This window comes from Actinoplanes sp. L3-i22, from assembly GCF_019704555.1.
GTDB lineage: Bacteria > Actinomycetota > Actinomycetes > Mycobacteriales > Micromonosporaceae > Actinoplanes.
This window is the reverse complement of the sequence record NZ_AP024745.1, coordinates 4,250,368-4,268,983: the sequence shown is the minus strand read 5'-3', so window position 1 is coordinate 4,268,983 and position 18,616 is coordinate 4,250,368. Positions and strand designations below refer to the sequence as shown.

The following is an 18,616-nucleotide window of genomic DNA, read 5'->3' as shown; positions in this document are numbered from 1 at the left end:
ATGAGATTCGTATGATCGCGTTGTGGAACACGGCGGCGGAAAGGCGCGCTGGGACGAGGCGATCTCCGGATGGCGGTCGGACTTCGTGGCCGCGCCGGAGCAGTTGCACCGCCAGCGGTCCGGGCTGCTCGGGCTTGTCGGCCGCAGGCTGCGGGAGGGCTGGGTCGGCTGGGATCCGGTGCGGGATCGATGGCAACCGGTTCTTCCGGTGGTGCTGGTGTTCGACAACGGTGTTCAGCTGGAGCTCGCCTGGCAGGGCTGGGACGAATTGTCGGTCACCTGGAACACCATTGATCTGCTGACGCCAGCCACGCTTGTCGACCGACCGCACGAGTGGCGTCCGTCGCAGCCGCCCGCGCTCGCCGCCGTCGCGGGCCGTGTCCTGACCGGGTGGGCGGCGACCGAAGATCCGTACTTCCCCGGCGAGGCCGACCTCACCGGGGAACTGCCGATGGACGAGGTGCAGGGCTGGATCACCCAAGGCCTGTTGATGCGGTTCGCCGGCACCGATCTGCACATCTACAGCGGCGCGGATACGACCTTCATCTCGGCCGGCTACGCGGCACCTGCCCGGGTGGCGCACCAACAGCTGCACGAAGCCTGATCAGGCGACGAACCGGCGGTACAGCCCGGCGCCGAGCAGCAGGAACGCCAGCACGGTCACGACCAGCAACAGGCCGGGCACGAGCAGGAAAGCGGGGTCGGTGCCGTACCAGGACGTTGCGCTGAACAGCATCCCGCCCCACGACGGGGCCGGCGGCCGGCGAAGACCGAATCCCAGGAACGCGGTCCTGACCTCGATGATCAGGTCGACGGGCACGAGCAGTGCCCCGTACACCAGGGCCGGCCCCAGCAGGCGGCGAACGTTGCGGCGGGTCACCGCGGCGACTACCAGCACGCCGATCAGCACCTCGACGGCAGCCGCGCCCAGCGCCACGGCGAGCGAGAACCGCAGGCTGTCCACGACCTGGGCGAACAGGTCGCGGCCGGTCGCCGGCTCGACGCCGAGCCAGTGCTCGCCGCTGATCCCGCCGAAGTCACCCCGCGGCATCCCGTCGGTATCGATGCTGTCGAGGTGAAAGCTGAGGTAGTCCTGCCCGGTCATCGCGGTGAGCAGCGGCCCCAGGCCGGCGACCAGCACCAGGAACCCGGCGATGACGGCACCGGCCAGGAAGGTTTTGGACTGCCACAGTCCGCGCCGGGCCGGCGCCGCATGCTCTACTTGATCCACGAGCCGTGGACGCTATCGCAGAGCGCCCCTCTCCGCGGTACCGGTCAACGCAACTGAGGACGATCAAGATCGTGGAGACGGCATCAGCTCGGTTGCTGCGCAGGGCGCACGCGACCGCCGACGTCGACGAGCTGGTCGACATCGGGTGCGACCTCGCGGACAGCGGCCAGGCCGAGGGCGCGGAGTACTGCTTCCGGCGGGCCTCGGAGCTCGGCGACGGCGACGGCGCCTTCAACCTCGGCAACACCCTGTTCGGGCTGGGACGCTTTCCCGAGGCGGTGGCCGCCTACCAGCTTGCCCTCGATCGCGGCGTAACCGATGCGTGGCTGAACCTGGGCATGGTGTTGCACGAACTCGGCGACCTGGCCGGCGAGATGCGCGCCTACCAGCAGGCCGAGCGGGCCGGCGACAGCGGCGGCCCGCTGATGCTCGCCTTCTGCCTGCGGGAACTGGGCGAGCATGGCGCGGCCCTGGCGGCGGTCGAACGCGCCAGTGCCGCGGGCCACGAGCGGGCCGCGGCGGTGCTGGCCTGCTGGCGGTGGGACGAGAGCCTCGACCCGGCCCTCGAGCCTGACCTGCGGGCCGGAGCGGAGCTGTACCCGTCGGCCCGCGCGGACCTCGGCGCCCTGCTGGTGACCACGGGGCGGGTCGAGGAGGGGCGCCTGGTGTTCCTGCGTGGCATGGAGCTGGGCGAGACCGAGAGCATGGTGCCGCTGGGCAACCTCTACGCCGATGTGCTCGGCGACGACGCCGCCGCGGAAGCCGCCTACCGCGCCGGCGCGGAGCTCGGCGATCGGCACGCACATCACAACCTCGCGGTTCTGCTCGAACGCCACGGTGACCTCGCCGGTGCCGAGCGACACTTCCGGCAGGCCGCGGCGGGCGGGGACACGCTGGCCGAGGCGGCGTTGCGAGAGCTGCTCGAGGACTGAGCACCCGGCTGTCCCTGACAGCGGTGACTCCGCTCGATCGGGCGAGGTTCGGGGAAATCCGCCATGGCGGGCGCGGGCCGTTGATCATTCTGAGGATCGGTCATGGGCGTCGGTGAACGGTGGCGATCGGTGAGTCTCAGTCGGCGAGGTTTACTCGGGATGGCGGGCGGATTGCTCGCCGGTACGGTGCCGAATCCAGAATCGGCGGTGCCGGCTCTTCCGGGCCTGCCGCTGCCGGGCGGGGAAAGGCCGGCGCAGCCGCCGGCCGGCCCGGGGATCCTGACGCTGACCTGGCGGCGCCGGCTCGACTTCGCCGAGCTGGCCTTCGACCTGCACAACATCCGGCTCGACAGGTCGAGCGCCCGGCTGGTCGCGGTGGACGGGGACGAGCCGTCCTACGTGGTGGTCCGGTTCCCGACCCAGTCGATCGCCGAGCAGACCTCGCCGGACAACCCGGCGGTGCCGGATGAGCCGATGCGGACCAGGGCCGCCGAGCCGAGCCGGCTCGCGTTCGAGGTGACCGGCGCGCTGCCGTGCCCCGCGACGCTCGACTGGCTGCTGGACTGGAATCGGTGGATACCGCGGGTGGTGCCGCTGGCCACGCCGCGTGGGCCGCTGGTGTTCCCGGCGGGGACGCTCCCGCGTGCTCCCGGTGACACCGAGACCTGCCTGGAGATCCCGTACCGACTGCAGCTGTCGCCGCACCACAACGCCGGCTGGGCGCACCGGGTCCGCCCGGGCACCGCCCGCGACGGCTGGACCGAGTTGTGGCACACCCGGCTGGGCGTACGGGAGGCGACAGCGCCGGGCGGCGTCGACGAGAGCGATCCCGCGGGCCGGACCGTCCGCGCTGTCTGGGCCCGGTACGAGCAGATGCCGGCGTGGATCCAGGCACCGCCCACGTTGCCGCCGGACCCACCGGACGAATTGCCGAGCCCGGCCATGTCGGCCGCCGATCGGCTGGGCATCGTGCGCCGGACCTGTGACCCGCGGCCGACCTGGACGCTGGATCGTGCGCCGATCGACGTGAACACGCTGATGCTGACCAGCCTCGGCGGCTGGCTGATCAGCGATGCGAGCTGGCCGCCGCCGGCCACGGACGACCCGTCCGTGGTCGGCTGGCAGCACCGGGCGACGCTCGGCCGCGACCACTACGTGCGGGTGGTCGATGAGGGCTACCTGTTCCCGTTCGGGCACCGGGCGGCTCTGGTCACGGTGAGCGAACGCAAGATCCTTCAGGGTGGGCACGGCCGGCGCGGCTATCTGCGCAAGCGCGAATTCATCATGATCCTGGAGCGGGAGCGCGACTACGGCGCGGACCCGGAAACGCCCGCCGGGGGACGCGCGATGCCGTTCACCCGGCTGCGCGCGATGCTGGAGACCACCCCGGACCTGGGCCCGGACCCGAAAGTCTTCGCGGGCGGGCGACTCGTGGTCGCGGTGGACGGAACGCCGGTCCAGTTCCCCTGGCGGGGAACCGACCACGGCAAGGGGCAGGCCGACTTCCAGGCACCCGCGTTCTTTGTGGCGGGCGCCCGGCCCACCGGGATGGGCCGGCGGCCGGCAGCGGCCGGGGCCGCGCTCAGCGCCCTGTCCGAGTGGTACGACAAGGCTGACAAGAAGTTTCGGACGGCGGCTGTGGGCGGGGTACCGATCTCGGTGGCACCGTTGTCGGACGACCCGGCGGCCACCCGGGTGGTGGTCCACGAGATGCTGCTGGGCGGCCCGGCCTCCGGTGACCTGCCGTTCCCCTCGGTGCAGAGCTTTCAGGTGGAGTTGCCGCACGTCGCGGCGCTCAGCGGCGCCTCCGAGGCGATCACCAGCGATTACCGGTACTTCTCCGGCTACGTGAACGACGGCTTCAAGGCACCCGGCGAAGTCTTTCTGGCGGCCGTGGGTACCGGCCCGACGTTGGCGGTGCCGGCCGAGGCGACCGGGGTGGCCACCCCGCAGATGGCCATCGTGGGGCTGTCGCGCTCCCTGGGACCGGTGGCCGGCGATGTGGAGAGTGCGGCGAAGGGGCTCTTCGACCCGTCGGCGGTCTTCACGCCGGACGCCAAACTGCTGGGCGACCTGACGCTGCACGAGGTGCTGGCCGGCCTGCTCCCGAAGCAGGAGACGCCCAATCCCGAGCAGGCCCTGAAGATCACCACCCGGGACCTGCCGGACGGCGTCGAGACGACGATGGTGTGGAAGCCGAAGCTGAAGTCGGTGTCCATCCTGCAGGTCGACGACGGCAGCACGCTGGAGCTCGACATCCGGATGACGGCCCGGATCGGCAAGCCGCCCACCCATGACACGCGCGGCACGCTCAGCGGCGTACATCTGGCATTCTTCGCTGAAAAGGGGCCCGACCTGCTGCTGCGGGTGCAGGTCAAGACGCTCCGGTTCACCGACAGCAGCGGGGCCAAGCCCGACCTGCACTGCGACATCGGCGACGTGGAATTCCTGGGTGCGCTGGCGTTCGTCAAGGAGTTGTCCAGCCTGATCGGCTTCGGCAAGGGCAACGGCGTCTCGATCGTGCCGGCCGGCGACCGGGTGACCGTGGCGCTGAACGTCGCCGTGCCGAGCCTGGCGGTGGGCGTGCTCGCGCTGTCGAACATCACCGTGCACGTCGGCCTGGTGCTGCCCTTCGACGGCACCCCGGTGGTGTTCGAGGCGAGCTTCGCGACCAGGGAGAACAAGTTCGTCATCGGCGTCGGGATCCTGCGCGGCGGCGGGTTCGCCGCGCTGTCGATGAGCTCGCAGAAGCTGCTGTCCTTCGAGTTCGCCCTGGAGTTCGGCGCGGGGGTGAGCATCGACCTCGGCGTGGCCAGCGGCTGCGTCGAGATGATGGCGGGCATCCACTTCAACATCGACAACGGGGACCGGGGCACCACCATCGCGCTGACCGCCTACATGCGGCTGCGCGGGTCGGTGTCGGTGCTCGGGCTGATCACCGTGACCGTCGAGTTCTACCTCGGGCTCACCTACAACTTCGACCGGAACAGTCTGATCGGGGAGGCCACCATGACCGTCTCCATCGACCTGTTCCTGTTCAGCACGTCCGTGTCGATCACCTGCCGGCGGGAGCTGAACCGCGACAGCCTGCCGTTCGGCCGGCAGGCGCCCGCGCTGACCGCCGAGCCGGTGCGGTTCGGCGACGTCTTCACCCCCGACCTGTGGGCGCAGCACTGCGCCGCCTTCGCGCCGGCCTGAGCGCTCGCACCCATTCGAGGATTCGTATGGCAACCCAGACTCTGACCTGCACCGTGCTGCCCCGGGGCGCCGGCCGGCACGGCGGACTGCGCTTCGACGTGCATGTCGCACCGCGGTTGATCCCCGACGGCGCGGATGCGACGCTGGGCGGGCAGTTCCCCGGTTTCGTCGACTGGCCGGCCGTGGCCGCCCGGCTCAGCGTGTCGCTCACCGTGTCCCGTACGGCTCCGGGCGAGGTCGACCTGCTGGCCGCGCCGGGCCGGCGGCTCTCCACGCCGGACAGCCGGGTGTGGACGGCCATGTTCACCCCGCAGACCCCGGTGCGTACGCCGATGAGGCCGGAGGCGTCGAGCCGGCTGCGCGTCGGGTCGTATCCGATCCGGCACGTGGTGCACTTCCTGACCCAGCAGTGGGGTCAGCACGGCGCCACGTGCGCCCAGGAACTGCCCCGCTACGAGACGCTGATCGACACGCCGTTCCGGCAGCTGGCCCTGACCGACGGGTCACCCAGGCGCGGTTCGCGGGTGCGTGACGGACACCGCCGTTCGCTGCGGGAGCGGTACCTGACCAACGGTGGCGTGATCACCACCAACCTGGAGCAGCTGGGCGACGAGGACGCCATCGGGCGCGCCTTCGTGCAGGTCGACGACTTCCACAGCGGCGTGCTGACCCCGCTCGGCGAGGAACGCCCGCCGCACATCGCCCGGTCACCCCGGCGCCGTAGCGGCGCCCCGGCACAGCAGGACCGGGACTTCCACGACGCGGTGGCGCTGACCGCGAGCCACGGCCCGCTGCAGCGGTTGCTCGGCCTGGTGCTGGAGTTCGAGACCGAGCCGGCCGCTGGCCTGACCGCGGCCCTGACCGGTCCGCCGCACAACGACTACCGGGTCACCCTGACGATCGCGGCGGATGCGCTGCCGGCGATCACGCTGAACCTGCCCACGGTGGTCTGCCTGCTCGGCGGGGGCCGGTTCGAGGCCGCCGGCAAGGGTGACGGGATCGGGGCCGGGCTGCTCCGGTTCGGCGCCGACAGCTACAGCGTGACGTGCCTCGACCCGGACGCCGGGGCGAAGGCGGCGGTGCAGTTCGCCACCACGCTGGCCAACGCACCGGTGCGACGGGTCAGCGGCGGCAACGCGCGGCGCGAGTCCGAAGATCCCGCCACCCCGGCGGGGTTCGCCCTGCCGGCGCTGCGTACCGGCCCGATGACGGTGGCCAAGGACAACCGCGCCGCCGACCTCGCGGGCCGGCTCAAGACCGCCCTGGAGCTGCATGCGGCCTGGCACGCTCAGGCGAGCGGCCGGGCCGCGGTGGACCAGGAGCTGTACGCCGAGGACCTGATGCGCGGCCTGCGCTGGGACGTCCGGGACGGCGCCGACGGGCCCTGGCGCAGCCTGATGTGGCGGCAGGGCCGCTACGAACTGCACCGGCTACCCGGCAGGCACGACATCCCGGTGACCGACGAGGCCGCGGTGGTCACCGCCACCACCCAGGGCCGGCGGCTGGACGAGCAGCAGGTGCCGCACGACGTGCCCGGCGATCACCTGATCACCGAGTCGATGCTCTCGTGGAGCGGCTGGAGTCTGGCCGTCGAGCCGCTCACCCGGCCGGTGGGCGCGAACAACACGGTCCAGGATCCCGCCGACGACATCGACCCGTTGTGCCGGTTCGGCACGAGTTTCGCGGTGCCGCCCGGGTGCCTGCCGCGGCTGCGGTTCGGGCACGAGTACCAGTTCCGGGCCCGCACCGTCGACCTGGGCAACTCCGGGCTGGCGGCCACCGAGGACGACCTCGGCGAGCCGGACACGGTGACCCCGGCGGCCGCCTACCTGCGCTACGACCCGGTCGAGGCGCCCGCGGTGCTGCCGCGCCAGCCGGCCGGTCCGGCCGAGGGGCCGCTGTACGCCGTCGTACACGAGGACCGTTCGCTCGCCTCCCGGCACGTGGTGCCGCCGCGGACCGCGCAGTCCATGCTCGAGTGGCACGGCGAACTGGACCGCGCTCGCGGCCAGGCCCCGGACCCGCGGGCCTGGCAGATGCTGAATGCGCGCGACGCGGCCGACCTCGCCGACCTGCGGCCCCGGGGCGCGGACTGGTACCCGCAGGAGCTGCTGGACCCGCCGTACCTGGTCGATGTCCTGGCCCGCGCCGCGCTGGTGCGCGGCCTGCCGGGACGGACCCGGGAGACGGTCGTCGACCTCGACGGCCCGTTCCGGATCGACCTGCGCCGGGTGCCGCCCGGCGGATCCGGCTGGCGGGCCCGCGGCCGGGTCCTCGAGGTGGGCCTGGAGCCGGGAGACGTCTACCGGCTGCGGATCTCGTCCCGGTTCGACCCCGACGACCTGGAACTGATGGGCGTCTGGAGCTGGATGGCGGACTGGGCGAAAAATAACAAGATCGATCTGGACGCGCTGCGCCGCGACGCGTGCGAGGGCCGGCTGTGGACGCTCACCCCGGCCCGCGACCTGATGCTGGTCCACGCGGTCCGCACCCCGTTGCGCGCCCCGGCCTGGGCCGAGCTGCGGGTCCATCGCGAGCCGGGGGCCACCCCGGTCGCGGTCACCTCGGCCATGCAGATCAGCCAGAAGAGCACCGCGACCCTCGACGTACGCGCCGCGTGGCAGATGCCGGTGGACGCCGGACCGGGCACGCCGGGCGATCCCACGGCGGTGCAGCACTTCCGCAACACCGCGTTCTCGGTCAAGGTGACCCATCCGGAGGGACCGGCGCCGGACCTGGCCCGGATCCCGGTCAACGGCGCGCACCAGTTGCCCGACCATCGCTACCGGCGCGTCGCCTACACCGCCGTCGCGACGTCACCGTTCGTCGAGCATTTCCGGGAAGAGGCGATCGTACGGCTGTCCGCGACCGCCCCGGCCCGGCTGCCCGCCGACACCGATCCGGCTACCCTCCGGGTGCGCGACGCGGTGACCGGGGCGGTCTTCGCGCCGGCCGGCAGCGGCGCCACCACCGCGGCCACCGCCGACGGCGACTTCCTGGTCGACCCGGACGGCCGGACGCTGCACCGCACGGCCGGCGGCCGGATCGCCGAGGGGGCCCGCGTGGTGGTCAGCCTGGTCCGCGGGCCGCTGACCGCGGAGGGCCCGGCCACCCAGGTCGACGTGCTCAACTCGGCCGTGCCGGCCCCGCCCCGGATCCGGTACGTGGTGCCGGCCTTCGCCTGGGACGACCCGGTGGCCGGCACGAGCCGGCGGCTGGGCGGCGGCCTGCGCGTCTACCTGGAGCGGCCGTGGTGGTCCTCCGGTGACGGTGAGCTGCTCGGCGTGGTGATCATGAGCGACTCCGGGGCCTCCCCGGCCGCGGCGCTGTCGCCGTACGTCACGAACTGGGGTGCCGACCCGGCCAACACCTCGGGGCTGATCACGGACGGGCCGATCCTGGCCTCGTTCCCGCTGGCGGCCGCGAAGGCAGCCGGGGTCCCGGACCCGGGCGTGGCCGTGCCGGTGGACGTGGCCGGGCACCAGGTCACCTTCGACAAGACCCGGGACCTCTGGTACGCCGACATCCGGATCACCGACCACGACGACGTGGAACTGGCCGCCTACCTGCCGTTCGTGCGGCTGGCGCTGGCGCGGTACCAGCCGAACTCGGTGCCCGGCTGCCACCTGTCCAGCATTGTCACCGCCGACTTCATCCAGCTGGTCAGCGGCCGGACCGCCTCGGTCGCGGTGCACGGCGACGACTATCTGATCACGGTCTCCGGCTACGCCGCGCTGATCGGCACCGAGCGGGCCTCGCGCGTCTGCGCGTTCCTGGAGCGGCGCACCCGGGTGGCCGACCCGGAGCTGGGCTGGGCGCAGGTCGAGCCGGTGGTGGAGCTCACCGCGGTAGTCGCGGAGGCCGACCACGTCACCTGGACCGGCCGGCTGCCCTGCCTGGACGACGAACACCGGATCGTCGTCCAGGAGTACGAGCCGCACACCACCGGCGACACCGAGCTGCGCCGGGTGGTCTACACCGACATCCTCAGCTGAGGCTGTGGTACGGGCCGCTCGCCCACGTGTCGCTCTCCAGGATCCGGGCCTCCGCCACCCCGAACCAGCAGTCGCCCGCCGAGACGGTCTTCGTGTCGCCGTCACTGACGCCGACCGGCTTCGATCTCGAGGTGAGCCCGTACTTGCAGCTCACCTCGATCAGGAAGAAGCCCTCGGAGTGCGCGGTGCAGCGCGCCACCCCCTGATAGTTGCCCGCCTCGTTCGTGGAGACCGAGGTGTCGCAGTCCATTCCCAGGACCGGAGTGACGAATGCCGCCGCCGGTAGCGCCGTGGCCCCGACGGCCACGGCGGTGAACGCGGCCACCACCGCGACAGTGTTGTCCAACCTGCCCATGACTACCCCCGAAAATCGTTGTGACCTGCACAAATGCTAGATCTCGGAGGGTCTGTCAACGCGGCAAACGATCCGGTGCCGCCCGCGCCCGGCGTCAGTCGGTCTCGGCCGGTGGGAGGTTGGCGCCCGGCACGCTCGCCGGGGCGACGATGGCCTTCTCCCCGGGGTACGGCGTTCGCCAGTCATGCGACTGGTACCAGGTGAAGTGGTTCATCTGGGCCGGGTTCGCGAAGTCGGCGCGGGCGCCGGGGCCGGTCAGCCGCTGCCGCGACTTCCACGCCTCCCACTGGGCCGCGACCGCCTGCTGGGCGGCCGGGACCGTTCCGGTCGGGACCGGCGCGGCATTCACGTCGGCCGGCGCCGGGACGTCCGCGCCGCAGGGCGGCAGGGTGGACAGCCCGAGCGTCAGCGACGTGCGGTTGGGCAGTACGACGTACGGCGTGAATTTGGGTTTGGTGGTGAAGGCCGCGCGCATCGGGGTGGCCGCGCTGTCCTTCTGGTTCATCGGGTGGATCCCGAGGATCTGCTCGATGGTCCGGATCATCGTGATCTGCGAGTAGTAGTGGTTGTCGACCAGACCGCGCCGGGCGTACGGGCTGATGATCTGGATCGGCGCCCGGTGGCCGTCGATGTGGTCGAGGCCGGCCTGCGAGTCGTCCTCGACCACGAAGATGGCCGAGTCCTTCCAGTATTTGCTGTGCGAGATCGTGTCGACCAGCTTGCCGACCGCCAGGTCGTTGTCGGCGACCTGGGCGGCCGCGTTGGGCGGGCCGCCGGTGTGGTCGCTGGAGAACCAGAACATGTTCAGGTCGGCCGGCCCGTTCTTGGCGAAGTCCTTCTTCCAGATCTCGTAGCGGTAGATGTCCGGCACGTCGGTGTCGAACTTCGGGAACCCGGCGACCGAGACACTGTTCAACGACGGGATCGGCGAGGACGAGACCATCGGGTACGCCGTGTCCGCCCCGGTCGCGGTCATGTTCCTGGTGTCGCAGTACAGGTTCTGCCAGGTCGCCCCGGCCGGTTTGGTCAGGAACTGGTGGAACTCACCGAAGTCGCGCACGGTCCGGCCGGCGGCCTGCGCGCCGGTCCAGATGAACCCGGTGCGCTGGTGGCCGAGCGCGTCGTCCTCGGTGTCGTAGCTGCGGATGTACTCGCCGGCCGAGGACTCGGTGTACTCGGGGTCGTCGGCCTGCATCAGCCAGTTGTGTCCCTCGGCCGAGTTGGTGCCGATGTCGTAGGTGTTGTCGAAGAGCCCGAACTGCTGCGCCAGGGCGTGCTGGTTGGGTGTCACGTTCGCACCGAACTCGGCGAGGGCCGGATCACCCAGGCCGCGGGCGTCGTCGCCGAGCACCTGGTCGTACGTGCGGTTCTCCTTGACCACCAGGAAGACGTGCTTGATGGTCGACGGGTCACCGAGCCGGACCGGCACGGGCACCGGTTTCGCGGTGGCATGCCCGCGGACCACGGCGACCGATCCGGGAGTCCAGCCGTTCTGGGCGAACACCTTCGCGGTCGACGCCCGGATCACCCGATCGCTCGGCAGCGTGAAGCGCACCAGGCTCGACGTGGTGTCGTGGGTGCCGTGCCCGGCCTTGGTGGTGGGCCGGCGCGCGTCGATGCCCCGGGTGTTCGAGACCAGCACCTCGTTGCCGACGGTGGCGATCTCGGCGGGGAAGTAGTCGGCCGGGAGCAGGCCCACGTAGCTGACCGGCTCGAGCGGGCTGACGTAGCGGTAGACCGCGATCGCGTTGGCCCGGCCGAGCGTCACCAGCAGGTGCCCGTCGCCGGTGAGGGTCACCGCGTCGGGCTCGTAGCCGACCGACGCCTCCGGCCACGGCTGGGTGGCGATGGTCTGCACGACGGTGTCGCGCGCGGTGTCGATGACCGACACGTCGTTGCTGGCCGTGTTGGTGACGAACAGCGCCCGGCCGTTGGCGTACAGCGCGGTCGGGTGCAGTCCGACGCCGATGCTGGCGACCGCGGCGGCCGGGTTCGCCAGGTCGATGACGCTGACGGTGCCGGTCGTGGTGGCGGCGGTCACCGGGTCGGCCGGCACCGGGGTCTGGTACGAGTTGATCGTGGTGTCACCGGCCCGGGCGGTACGGCCGCCCTCGTTGCTGACGTAGAGCCGGTCGCCGGCCAGGGCCAGGTCGCGCGGGGCGATGCCCACCGGCCAGCTCTGCCGCACGGTCCCGGTCGCCGCGTCGATGGCCACGACCCGGTTCTGGCCGTTGACCGCGCCGTAGACGGTGGCGCCGTCGGGCGAGAACACCGCCTGGGCGGCGAGCGCCCGCTTGCCGCTGTCGGCCGGGATCGCGACGAACACCGGGGCGGCGAGGGTGCCGTCCGGATTGACGGTGAATCGGCGGTAGCCGTCGGCCTGGCCCAGCCACAGCTGCGTGCCGTCCGGCGAGTACACCGGGCCTTCCTGGCCCACGTCGTTACCGCTGATCCGCAGGTCCGCCGCGGCGTTGTTGCCGATCAGCTGCTGCACCTTCCAGCTCTTCAGGTCCACGATGGCCAGGGCCATCCCGCCGTCGGCGACCGCGGCGGCGAGGTGGGTGCCGTCCGGGCTCACCACCGACGACATGATCTTGCCGTTGTTGATGACGAGGCGGGTGCCGATCGGATCGAGGTACTGGTCGGCGGAGACCACCTGACCGCGCCGGGTGAGCTGGCCGACCTGGTCGGTGCCGAACTGGTAGGTCGCGGCGAAGGCGGCTCCCCCGCCGGTGAGGACCAGGGCGGTGACGCCCGCGGTGACGGCGACCAGCCGGCTCCGGTGGGCGACCGGGCGTCGTACGCGTTTTACCTGCATTGTCTATCCCTTCGCGGGAAGCAGGTCGACGTTGCCGTCGAACTGCCAGAGCGGGTTGGGGGCGTCCCCGGCCGGGGTGCGGACCAGGAAGTAGCCGTTGACTTCCTTGGGCCCGTCACCATCGGCCATGTAGCGCCCGTCGGGGGTGAGGTCGAGCTGGTAGATGGCCTGCCCGGCGGCCTCGGTGCCGGGCAGATGCCAGGCGACGACGCACCGCCAGTCGTTGCCCGCTCCGATCGGGTCGAGCCGGCCGCCGCCCCTGGTGCACGCCGCCGTGGTCCGCAGCTGTTCTTCGGTCACCGGTGGCCGGTTGAGCTGGTCGGTCTGCAGGCGGTAGAGGTGGGCGAACGCGGTGGCGATCGAGCGCTGCACCTTGTCCTGGTCGATCCCGGAGGTGGTCGCTCCGGTCGTCGTGGCCAGCACCGCGACGGTCACCGCCAGCAGGCCGGCGATCGGCAGCAGCCCGGCGGTGACCGCCCGGCGGGCCCCGCCCTCGTACCCGAGGCCGGTGAAGTCGCGGCGCACGAAGATCAGGTAGGCCAGCAGGGTCGCGAGCGCCGACCACAGCAGGCTGACGGCCACGCCGATCAGCAGCGGGGCCAGTTGGTACGGGCGGGTGAACAGCCCGTACCAGGAGATGAAGGCGTAGCCCGGCAGGGCCATCCGCACCGTGACCGGCAGCGGCAGCATCTGGGCCAGCTGGAACGCGAGCGCGACCAGCGCGGGCAGCAGCAGCCCCATCGGGGAGCGGCCCAGCGTGACCGAGCCGAGCAGGCCGATCCCGGCCAGCGCGAGCGTCGGCGCGAGCACGCAGAGCCAGGCCAGCAGCACCGTCCCGGCGGCGTCGGCCGGCCCGAGCAGGTGACCGTCGAGGCCGATCAGTGGCTGGTCGCCGACCGCGAGCAGGCCGCCGGCCGTGCTGGACACCGCGAGCCCGGCCACCAGCGACAGGATGACGGTCAGGCTGGCCAGGGTCTTGGCCACGAAGATCCGCCGCGGCGAGCGCACCGCGATCAGCAGGTGGCGCCAGGTGCCGAGGCGGTCCTCGGCGGCGAACACGTCGCCGGCCACGACCGAGGTCAGCAGCGGCAGCGCCCAGGTGCCGGCGAAGCCGAGCGTCACCAGCGACCCGGCCCATCCGGTGGCGAGCATCGACCGGCCGAACAGGGTGTCGACCGGCAGGGTGCTCTGCCGGCTCACGGCGGCCACGAACAGCGCCGGCGCGATCCAGCAGGCGCCGAGCAGGATCCGGATCCGCCATTGGGAGATCAGTTTGACCAGTTCGAAGCGGTAGGCACGGGCGATCGGGACGCGCCGGGTCACTCCGGCCGCCACGGTCGCGGTCATCGGGCGGCCTCGCGGTCGGTCAGGGCGTCGGCTTCGCTGCCGGTCAGGGCGAGGAACGCCGCCTCCAGCGGCGAGACGACCGGGGCGAGCTCGCGGATCGCGATGCTGTCCCGGACCAGCCGGACGACCAGGTCGTCGAGCGCGGACACCCGGGTGCGCACGATCAGCACGTCGCCGTCGTTCAGCACGGCGATCCCGGCCGTCTCCGCTGCCGCCCGGCGGGCGGCCGGCGGGTCGGCGGTGACCACCCGGTAGTCGAGCACGCTGTTCTCCGCGGCCAGCTTGCCCAGGGGCCCGGAGAACACGACGCGGCCGGCGGCCAGGATGGTGACCTCGGAGCACAGTGCCTCGACGTCGTCCATCCGGTGGCTGGAGAGCACGACGCTCACCCCGTCCGCGGCGAGCCGGGTGAGGACCCGGTGGACGTCGCGTTTGCCGGTCGGGTCCAGGCCGTTGGACGGCTCGTCGAGCACCAGCAGCCGGGGCCGGGTCAGCAGGGCCGCGGCGAGCCCGAGCCGCTGACGCATGCCCAGGGAGAAGCCCTGGGTCCGGTCGTCGGCGACGTCGGTGAGCCCGACCTCGCCGAGCACGTCGTCGATCCCGGCCGTATCGGGGCCGAGACCGCGCAGCCGAGCCAGGGCGGCGAGGTTCTGGCGGGCGGTCAACGTCGGGTACAGGCCGGGACCGTCGACGAAGCCGGCGACCCCGTCGGGCGCGTCGAGCACCCGCCGGACCGGCGCACCCAGCATCTCGATGCTGCCGCGGTCGGCGACCGACAGGCCCAGCAGCAGCCCGAGCAGGGTGGTCTTGCCGGCGCCGTTCGGCCCGACCAGGCCGTGGATCTGCCCGTACCCGACATCGAGATCGACACCGTCGAGTGCGACGACCTCGCGGAAGCACTTCATGATCCCGCGCGCCCGGACCGCGAGCAGTGTGCCCATGCGTCTCCCTAAATCGGCTCCCACAAACCGTAGGTATAGATGCATGTCACAGTCGTGAACCACTGGTTGAACGCTCGCGGAACGGCGGGCGACATCCGTCCCGGTCGATGAGACGCCGCTCGCCCACGCCGGGAGGGGCGTGGGCGAGCGGCCTAAAAAAAATCAGCAGGTGCCGTTGTCTGCCCAGACGTCCCACTGGCCGCTGTGCGTGGCCGGCGACTCGCCCTGGGTCCACCACTTCGCGGTGTACTTGTGGCCGTTCTGGCTGGCCTGGTTGCCCTGGGTGTAGACCGCCGTCGCGCTCCACGCCGCGATCGTGCAGGTGCCGGTCGGCGGGGCGCTGGTGGTCGCGGTCGCCGACGGCGTCGAGGTGGGCGGGGTGGCGCCGGCGAAGCGGGCCGAGTACTTGGTGAACTCCCACGCGGTCTGCGGCACGCTGCTGCAGGTGCCGGAGGTGGTGCTCTGGTTCGGGTCGGCGCACTGGCGGTCCCGGTTGACCGACCAGTTGGTGTAGCGGGCCAGCTTGTGGTTGAGCGCGTAGTCCAGGGTGGTCTGGAAGTCGGCCTGCCGGAAGTACTCGCCGGCGTCGCTGCGCCCGTTCATCTGGGAAATACCTTCATGGGCGTACGCGGTCGCGCTGTCCCACCCGAACGTGTTCATCAGCAGCGTGTGGAACGCCTCCAGCGCCGCGGTCTGCGAGCTGCCGCCGTTGAACCCGCCGTCGAACGGCATGATCGAGTAGTTGGCCGGGGTGAAGCCCTGCGACTTGGCCTCCAGCAGCATCTGCGTGCCGAACCAGCCGGTGCCGGCCGCGGTCCCGGCCGTCGTGATCGACACGTACAGGCCGGGGTTGTTGTTCTGCAGGATGCGCGCGGCGCCGACCTCGTTGTGCACGGCCGCGGTGTTCTCGTACTCCGGCTCCTCCAGGTCGAAGTCCATCGCCTTGAGGCCGTACTTGGTGACCACCTGCTGGTAGGCGGCCGCGGTCGCCTCCGGGGTGCCGCAGGTCTGGCCGAGCTTGGTGCCGCCGTAGCCGCCGATCGAGACACTGACGTCGCCGCCGTTGGCGCGGATCTTGGCGATCAGCGCGGTCGCGGTGCTGTCGTCGGCCACCGACCGGGTGCCGTCCCAGGTGGGCGTGCAGCCGCCGCCGTTGGGCGCCAGGATGAAGGCGAGCTGGAACGCCTTCTGCCCGGTGGCGTTCATGACCTCGACCGGGTCGGGCGGGCTGTTGTCGAACGGCATCAGGTAGGGGGCGGAGGCGTACCAGTTGCTGGCCAGCGTCGCGGCGTCGGCCTGGCCGGCCACCGCGATCCCGCCGGCGACCAGGGCCACGGCACCGGCCGCGGCGACGAGCAGTCTTTTCATGGGGATCTCCAAGGGGGATCGACGCATGCGCATCTTTAATAAAGTTTCCTAATTGACACGACCGTGTCGAACCCATGACAGATGTCATGCGCTCAGGTGATTGGCTCAACTTCAAGGGCCAAACCCCTGGGGTGTACGGCGGAGCCCATCGCTAAGCTGCCCGTGACCACCCGAACCGCATGATGGGGACACTCACGATGACCGACGGCCCGCCATCGGTCGCCCTGCGGTTCGAGATCCTGGGTCCCGTCCGCGCCTACCGCGACGGGCAGCCGGTCGACCTCGGCTCCCGGCTGCAGCAGGCGGTGCTCGCCATCCTGCTGCTGCGCACCGGCAAGCCCGTACCGATCGAGCGCCTCGTGTCAGCGCTGTGGGACGGCGACCCGCCACCCAACGGCGTCGACGTGGTGCAGCGGTGCATCGGCGGGCTGCGCAAGGCCCTCGACCCGGAACGCACCTCGCTGCTGACCCTGACCGACGGTGGCTACCTGCTGCGGGTCGACGAGCGGTCGATCGACGCGGCCCAGTTCCGGATGGCCCTCGCGCAGGCGCGGGCCGAGCACCAGACCGGCAACCTCGACACCGCGGTCGTGGCCGTGCACCAGGTGCTCGGGCTCTGGCAGGACGAGCCCCTCGCCGGCCTGACGGGAGCGGTCTTCGAGTCGACCCGGGCCCGGTTGAAACAGGAGCACGCCACCGCCTCGCAACTGCTGGCCACCCCCACTCCCCCACCGCCGGTCGCGGCCGAGCCGGCACCCACCCGCATCGAGCCGGCGCCGACCCGCATCGAGGCACCCGCGCCGGCTCCCACCCGGGTCGAGCCCGCGCCCACCCGAGTCGAGATGCCGCCCACCAGGGTCGAGACGCCACCCACCCGGGCCGAGATGCCGCCCACCCGGATCGAGCCGGCCGCGGCGGCGACCCAGCGGGTCGAGCCGGCGGCCAAGTCCGAATACCCGGAGGCGGTCGATCCCTGGGCCGGTCACGACCTGTTCCCGCCCGACCCGATGTCGATCCTCTAACTCTGGTAGACGTCCGGGATGTCGTCGCCGTCGCGGTCCACCCGCTCGGCCTCGTACAACCGGCGATAGGTCCGGTTGCGCATCCGCAACACCACCGTGGCCAGCAGCGCCGCGGTCAGCGACCCGATCAGCACCGCCACCTTCGCGTGATCGTCACGGGCGTCACCGGCACCGAAGGCCAGCTCGCCGATCAGCAGCGACACGGTGAACCCGATCCCGCCGAGCACCGCCAGCCCGGCCACGTCGATCCAGGCCAGCCCGTCGTCGATCTCGGCCCGGGTGAACCGGGCGGTCAGCCAGGTGGCGAGCAGGATGCCGATCGGCTTGCCGGCCACCAGCCCGGCCATCACGCCGACCGCGATCGGGTCGCTGAGCGCGGCGGCCAGCCCGTGCAAGCCGCCGATCGTCACGCCGGCCGACATCAGCGCGAACACCGGCACCGCGAACCCGGCCGAGATCGGCCGGAACCGGTGCTCGAAGTGCTCGGCCAGGCCCGGGCCGGGACCGGGCGCGCGGTGCGAGCGCAGTACCGGCACCGCGAACCCGAGCAGCACCCCGGCCACCGTCGCGTGCACCCCGGACGCGTGCACCAGCGCCCACGCCGCGAACGCCAGCGGCAGCAGCAGCCACCAGGACCGCACCCGCCGCTGCACCAGCACGGTGAACAGCCCGAGCGGCACCAGCGCGGCCAGCAGCGGCAGCACCGACAGGTGCGCGGTGTAGAACACCGCGATGATCACGATGGCCAGCAGGTCGTCGACCACGGCCAGGGTGAGCAGGAACGTGCGCAGCCCGGACGGCAGCCAGCGGCCGATCACGGCGAGCACGGCCAGCGCGAACGCGATGTCGGTGGCGGTCGGGATCGCCCAGCCGCGGACCTCGCCGCCCAGATTGACCAGCGTGTAGACCAGCGCCGGCACGATCACCCCGCCGGCCGCGGCGGCCACCGGCACCGCCGCGCGCCGCGGGTCGCGCAGGTCGCCGGCGACGAACTCGCGTTTGAGCTCGAGCCCGGCGACGAAGAAGAAGATCGCCAGCAGGCCGTCGGCCGCCCAGGTGGCCAGCGTCAGGTCCAGGTGCAGCGCGGCCGGCCCGATCCGCAAGCCGGTCATCGTCGCGTACCCGCTCGACCAGCGTGAGTTCGCCCAGGTCAGCGCGATCAGGGTGCCGGCCAGCAGCAGCATGCCGCCGACGGTCTCCTTGCGCAGCACGTCGGCGACGCGGCGGGCCTCGGCCCAGGTGCCCCGGCCGAACAGCCTCGGGACCGAGCGGGGTGTGTCCGGCACGAGCGGCTCCCGTTTCTACCGTCGGATCAGGTTCCGTTGCCGACCAGACTTCCCGGCGCACCGATCTCAGCCTACCGGCGGCGTTTCTGTTATCCCGGCGTCGTGGCCGGGGTCTCCGCTCGA

The 18,616-nt window shown here is 71.9% G+C and carries 11 protein-coding genes and 1 pseudogene; 5 read left to right on the top strand and 7 right to left on the bottom strand.

Features of this window, described 5'->3' with window-relative positions:
• Window positions 1–22 precede the first annotated feature (22 nt).
• Window positions 23–604, top strand: coding sequence for a hypothetical protein (locus L3i22_RS18730; RefSeq protein WP_221328244.1), 582 nt, complete (start codon window positions 23–25; stop codon window positions 602–604).
• Here the strand turns inward: L3i22_RS18730 and L3i22_RS18725 are convergent, their stop codons facing one another.
• On the bottom strand, window positions 605–1,231 hold the full coding sequence (locus L3i22_RS18725) for a hypothetical protein (protein ID WP_255658378.1): 627 nt from the start codon (window positions 1,229–1,231) through the stop codon (window positions 605–607).
• 71 nt (window positions 1,232–1,302) lie between these two features.
• Between L3i22_RS18725 and L3i22_RS18720 the strand changes: the two genes are divergently transcribed.
• The 3 genes from L3i22_RS18720 to L3i22_RS18710 all read left to right on the top strand — a co-directional run bounded on the left by L3i22_RS18720 (window position 1,303) and on the right by L3i22_RS18710 (window position 9,356).
• Window positions 1,303–2,163, top strand: coding sequence for a tetratricopeptide repeat protein (locus L3i22_RS18720; protein ID WP_221328243.1), 861 nt, complete (start codon window positions 1,303–1,305; stop codon window positions 2,161–2,163).
• Window positions 2,164–2,370: 207 nt separating this feature from the next.
• Window positions 2,371–5,361 carry a hypothetical protein gene (locus L3i22_RS18715; RefSeq protein WP_221328242.1) on the top strand — a complete coding sequence of 997 codons (2,991 nt, stop codon included), beginning with the start codon at window positions 2,371–2,373 and terminating at the stop codon, window positions 5,359–5,361.
• A 26-nt stretch (window positions 5,362–5,387) separates the two neighbouring features.
• The gene (locus L3i22_RS18710; RefSeq protein ID WP_221328241.1) at window positions 5,388–9,356 is read left to right on the top strand and encodes a hypothetical protein; all 3,969 of its coding nucleotides are present in this window, start codon (window positions 5,388–5,390) and stop codon (window positions 9,354–9,356) included.
• Here the strand turns inward: L3i22_RS18710 and L3i22_RS18705 are convergent.
• The 5 genes and pseudogenes from L3i22_RS18705 to L3i22_RS54620 form a co-directional block, all read right to left on the bottom strand.
• Window positions 9,349–9,711: a hypothetical protein gene (locus L3i22_RS18705; protein WP_221328240.1), complete on the bottom strand. Its 363-nt coding sequence runs from the start codon at window positions 9,709–9,711 to the stop codon at window positions 9,349–9,351. The genes L3i22_RS18710 and L3i22_RS18705 overlap by 8 nt on opposite strands.
• Before the next feature lie 94 nt (window positions 9,712–9,805).
• Window positions 9,806–12,529, bottom strand: coding sequence for a bifunctional YncE family protein/alkaline phosphatase family protein (locus L3i22_RS18700; RefSeq protein WP_221328239.1), 2,724 nt, complete (start codon window positions 12,527–12,529; stop codon window positions 9,806–9,808).
• 3 nt (window positions 12,530–12,532) lie between these two features.
• Entirely contained in the window at window positions 12,533–13,876 is a 1,344-nt protein-coding gene (locus L3i22_RS18695; RefSeq protein ID WP_221328238.1) for an ABC transporter permease, read from the bottom strand.
• Window positions 13,873–14,817: an ABC transporter ATP-binding protein gene (locus L3i22_RS18690; protein ID WP_221328237.1), complete on the bottom strand. Its 945-nt coding sequence runs from the start codon at window positions 14,815–14,817 to the stop codon at window positions 13,873–13,875. The genes L3i22_RS18695 and L3i22_RS18690 overlap by 4 nt, the downstream gene beginning before the upstream one ends.
• A gap of 165 nt (window positions 14,818–14,982) precedes the next feature.
• Window positions 14,983–15,252 (bottom strand): annotated as a pseudogene (locus L3i22_RS54620) (carbohydrate-binding protein); the annotation flags it as partial.
• A 1,130-nt stretch (window positions 15,253–16,382) separates the two neighbouring features.
• Between L3i22_RS54620 and L3i22_RS18680 the strand changes: the two are divergent.
• Window positions 16,383–17,207: a winged helix-turn-helix domain-containing protein gene (locus L3i22_RS18680; protein ID WP_221328235.1), complete on the top strand. Its 825-nt coding sequence runs from the start codon at window positions 16,383–16,385 to the stop codon at window positions 17,205–17,207.
• Here the strand turns inward: L3i22_RS18680 and nhaA are convergent.
• Entirely contained in the window at window positions 17,204–18,493 is a 1,290-nt protein-coding gene (nhaA, locus tag L3i22_RS18675) for a Na+/H+ antiporter NhaA (RefSeq protein ID WP_221328234.1), read from the bottom strand. The two genes, L3i22_RS18680 and nhaA, sit on opposite strands and share 4 nt — an antisense overlap.
• Window positions 18,494–18,616: the final 123 nt, after the last annotated feature.

Bases quoted from the DNA above. Each gene is read 5' to 3' on its own strand.
- L3i22_RS18690 (WP_221328237.1), bottom strand. From the start codon at position 14,817: ATGGGCACACTGCTCGCGGTCCGGGCGCGCGGGATCATGAAGTGCTTC.
- L3i22_RS18710 (WP_221328241.1), top strand. From the start codon at position 5,388: ATGGCAACCCAGACTCTGACCTGCACCGTGCTGCCCCGGGGCGCCGGC.
- L3i22_RS18700 (WP_221328239.1), bottom strand. From the start codon at position 12,529: ATGCAGGTAAAACGCGTACGACGCCCGGTCGCCCACCGGAGCCGGCTG.
- L3i22_RS18695 (WP_221328238.1), bottom strand. From the start codon at position 13,876: ATGACCGCGACCGTGGCGGCCGGAGTGACCCGGCGCGTCCCGATCGCC.
- L3i22_RS18680 (WP_221328235.1), top strand. From the start codon at position 16,383: ATGACCGACGGCCCGCCATCGGTCGCCCTGCGGTTCGAGATCCTGGGT.
- L3i22_RS18705 (WP_221328240.1), bottom strand. From the start codon at position 9,711: ATGGGCAGGTTGGACAACACTGTCGCGGTGGTGGCCGCGTTCACCGCC.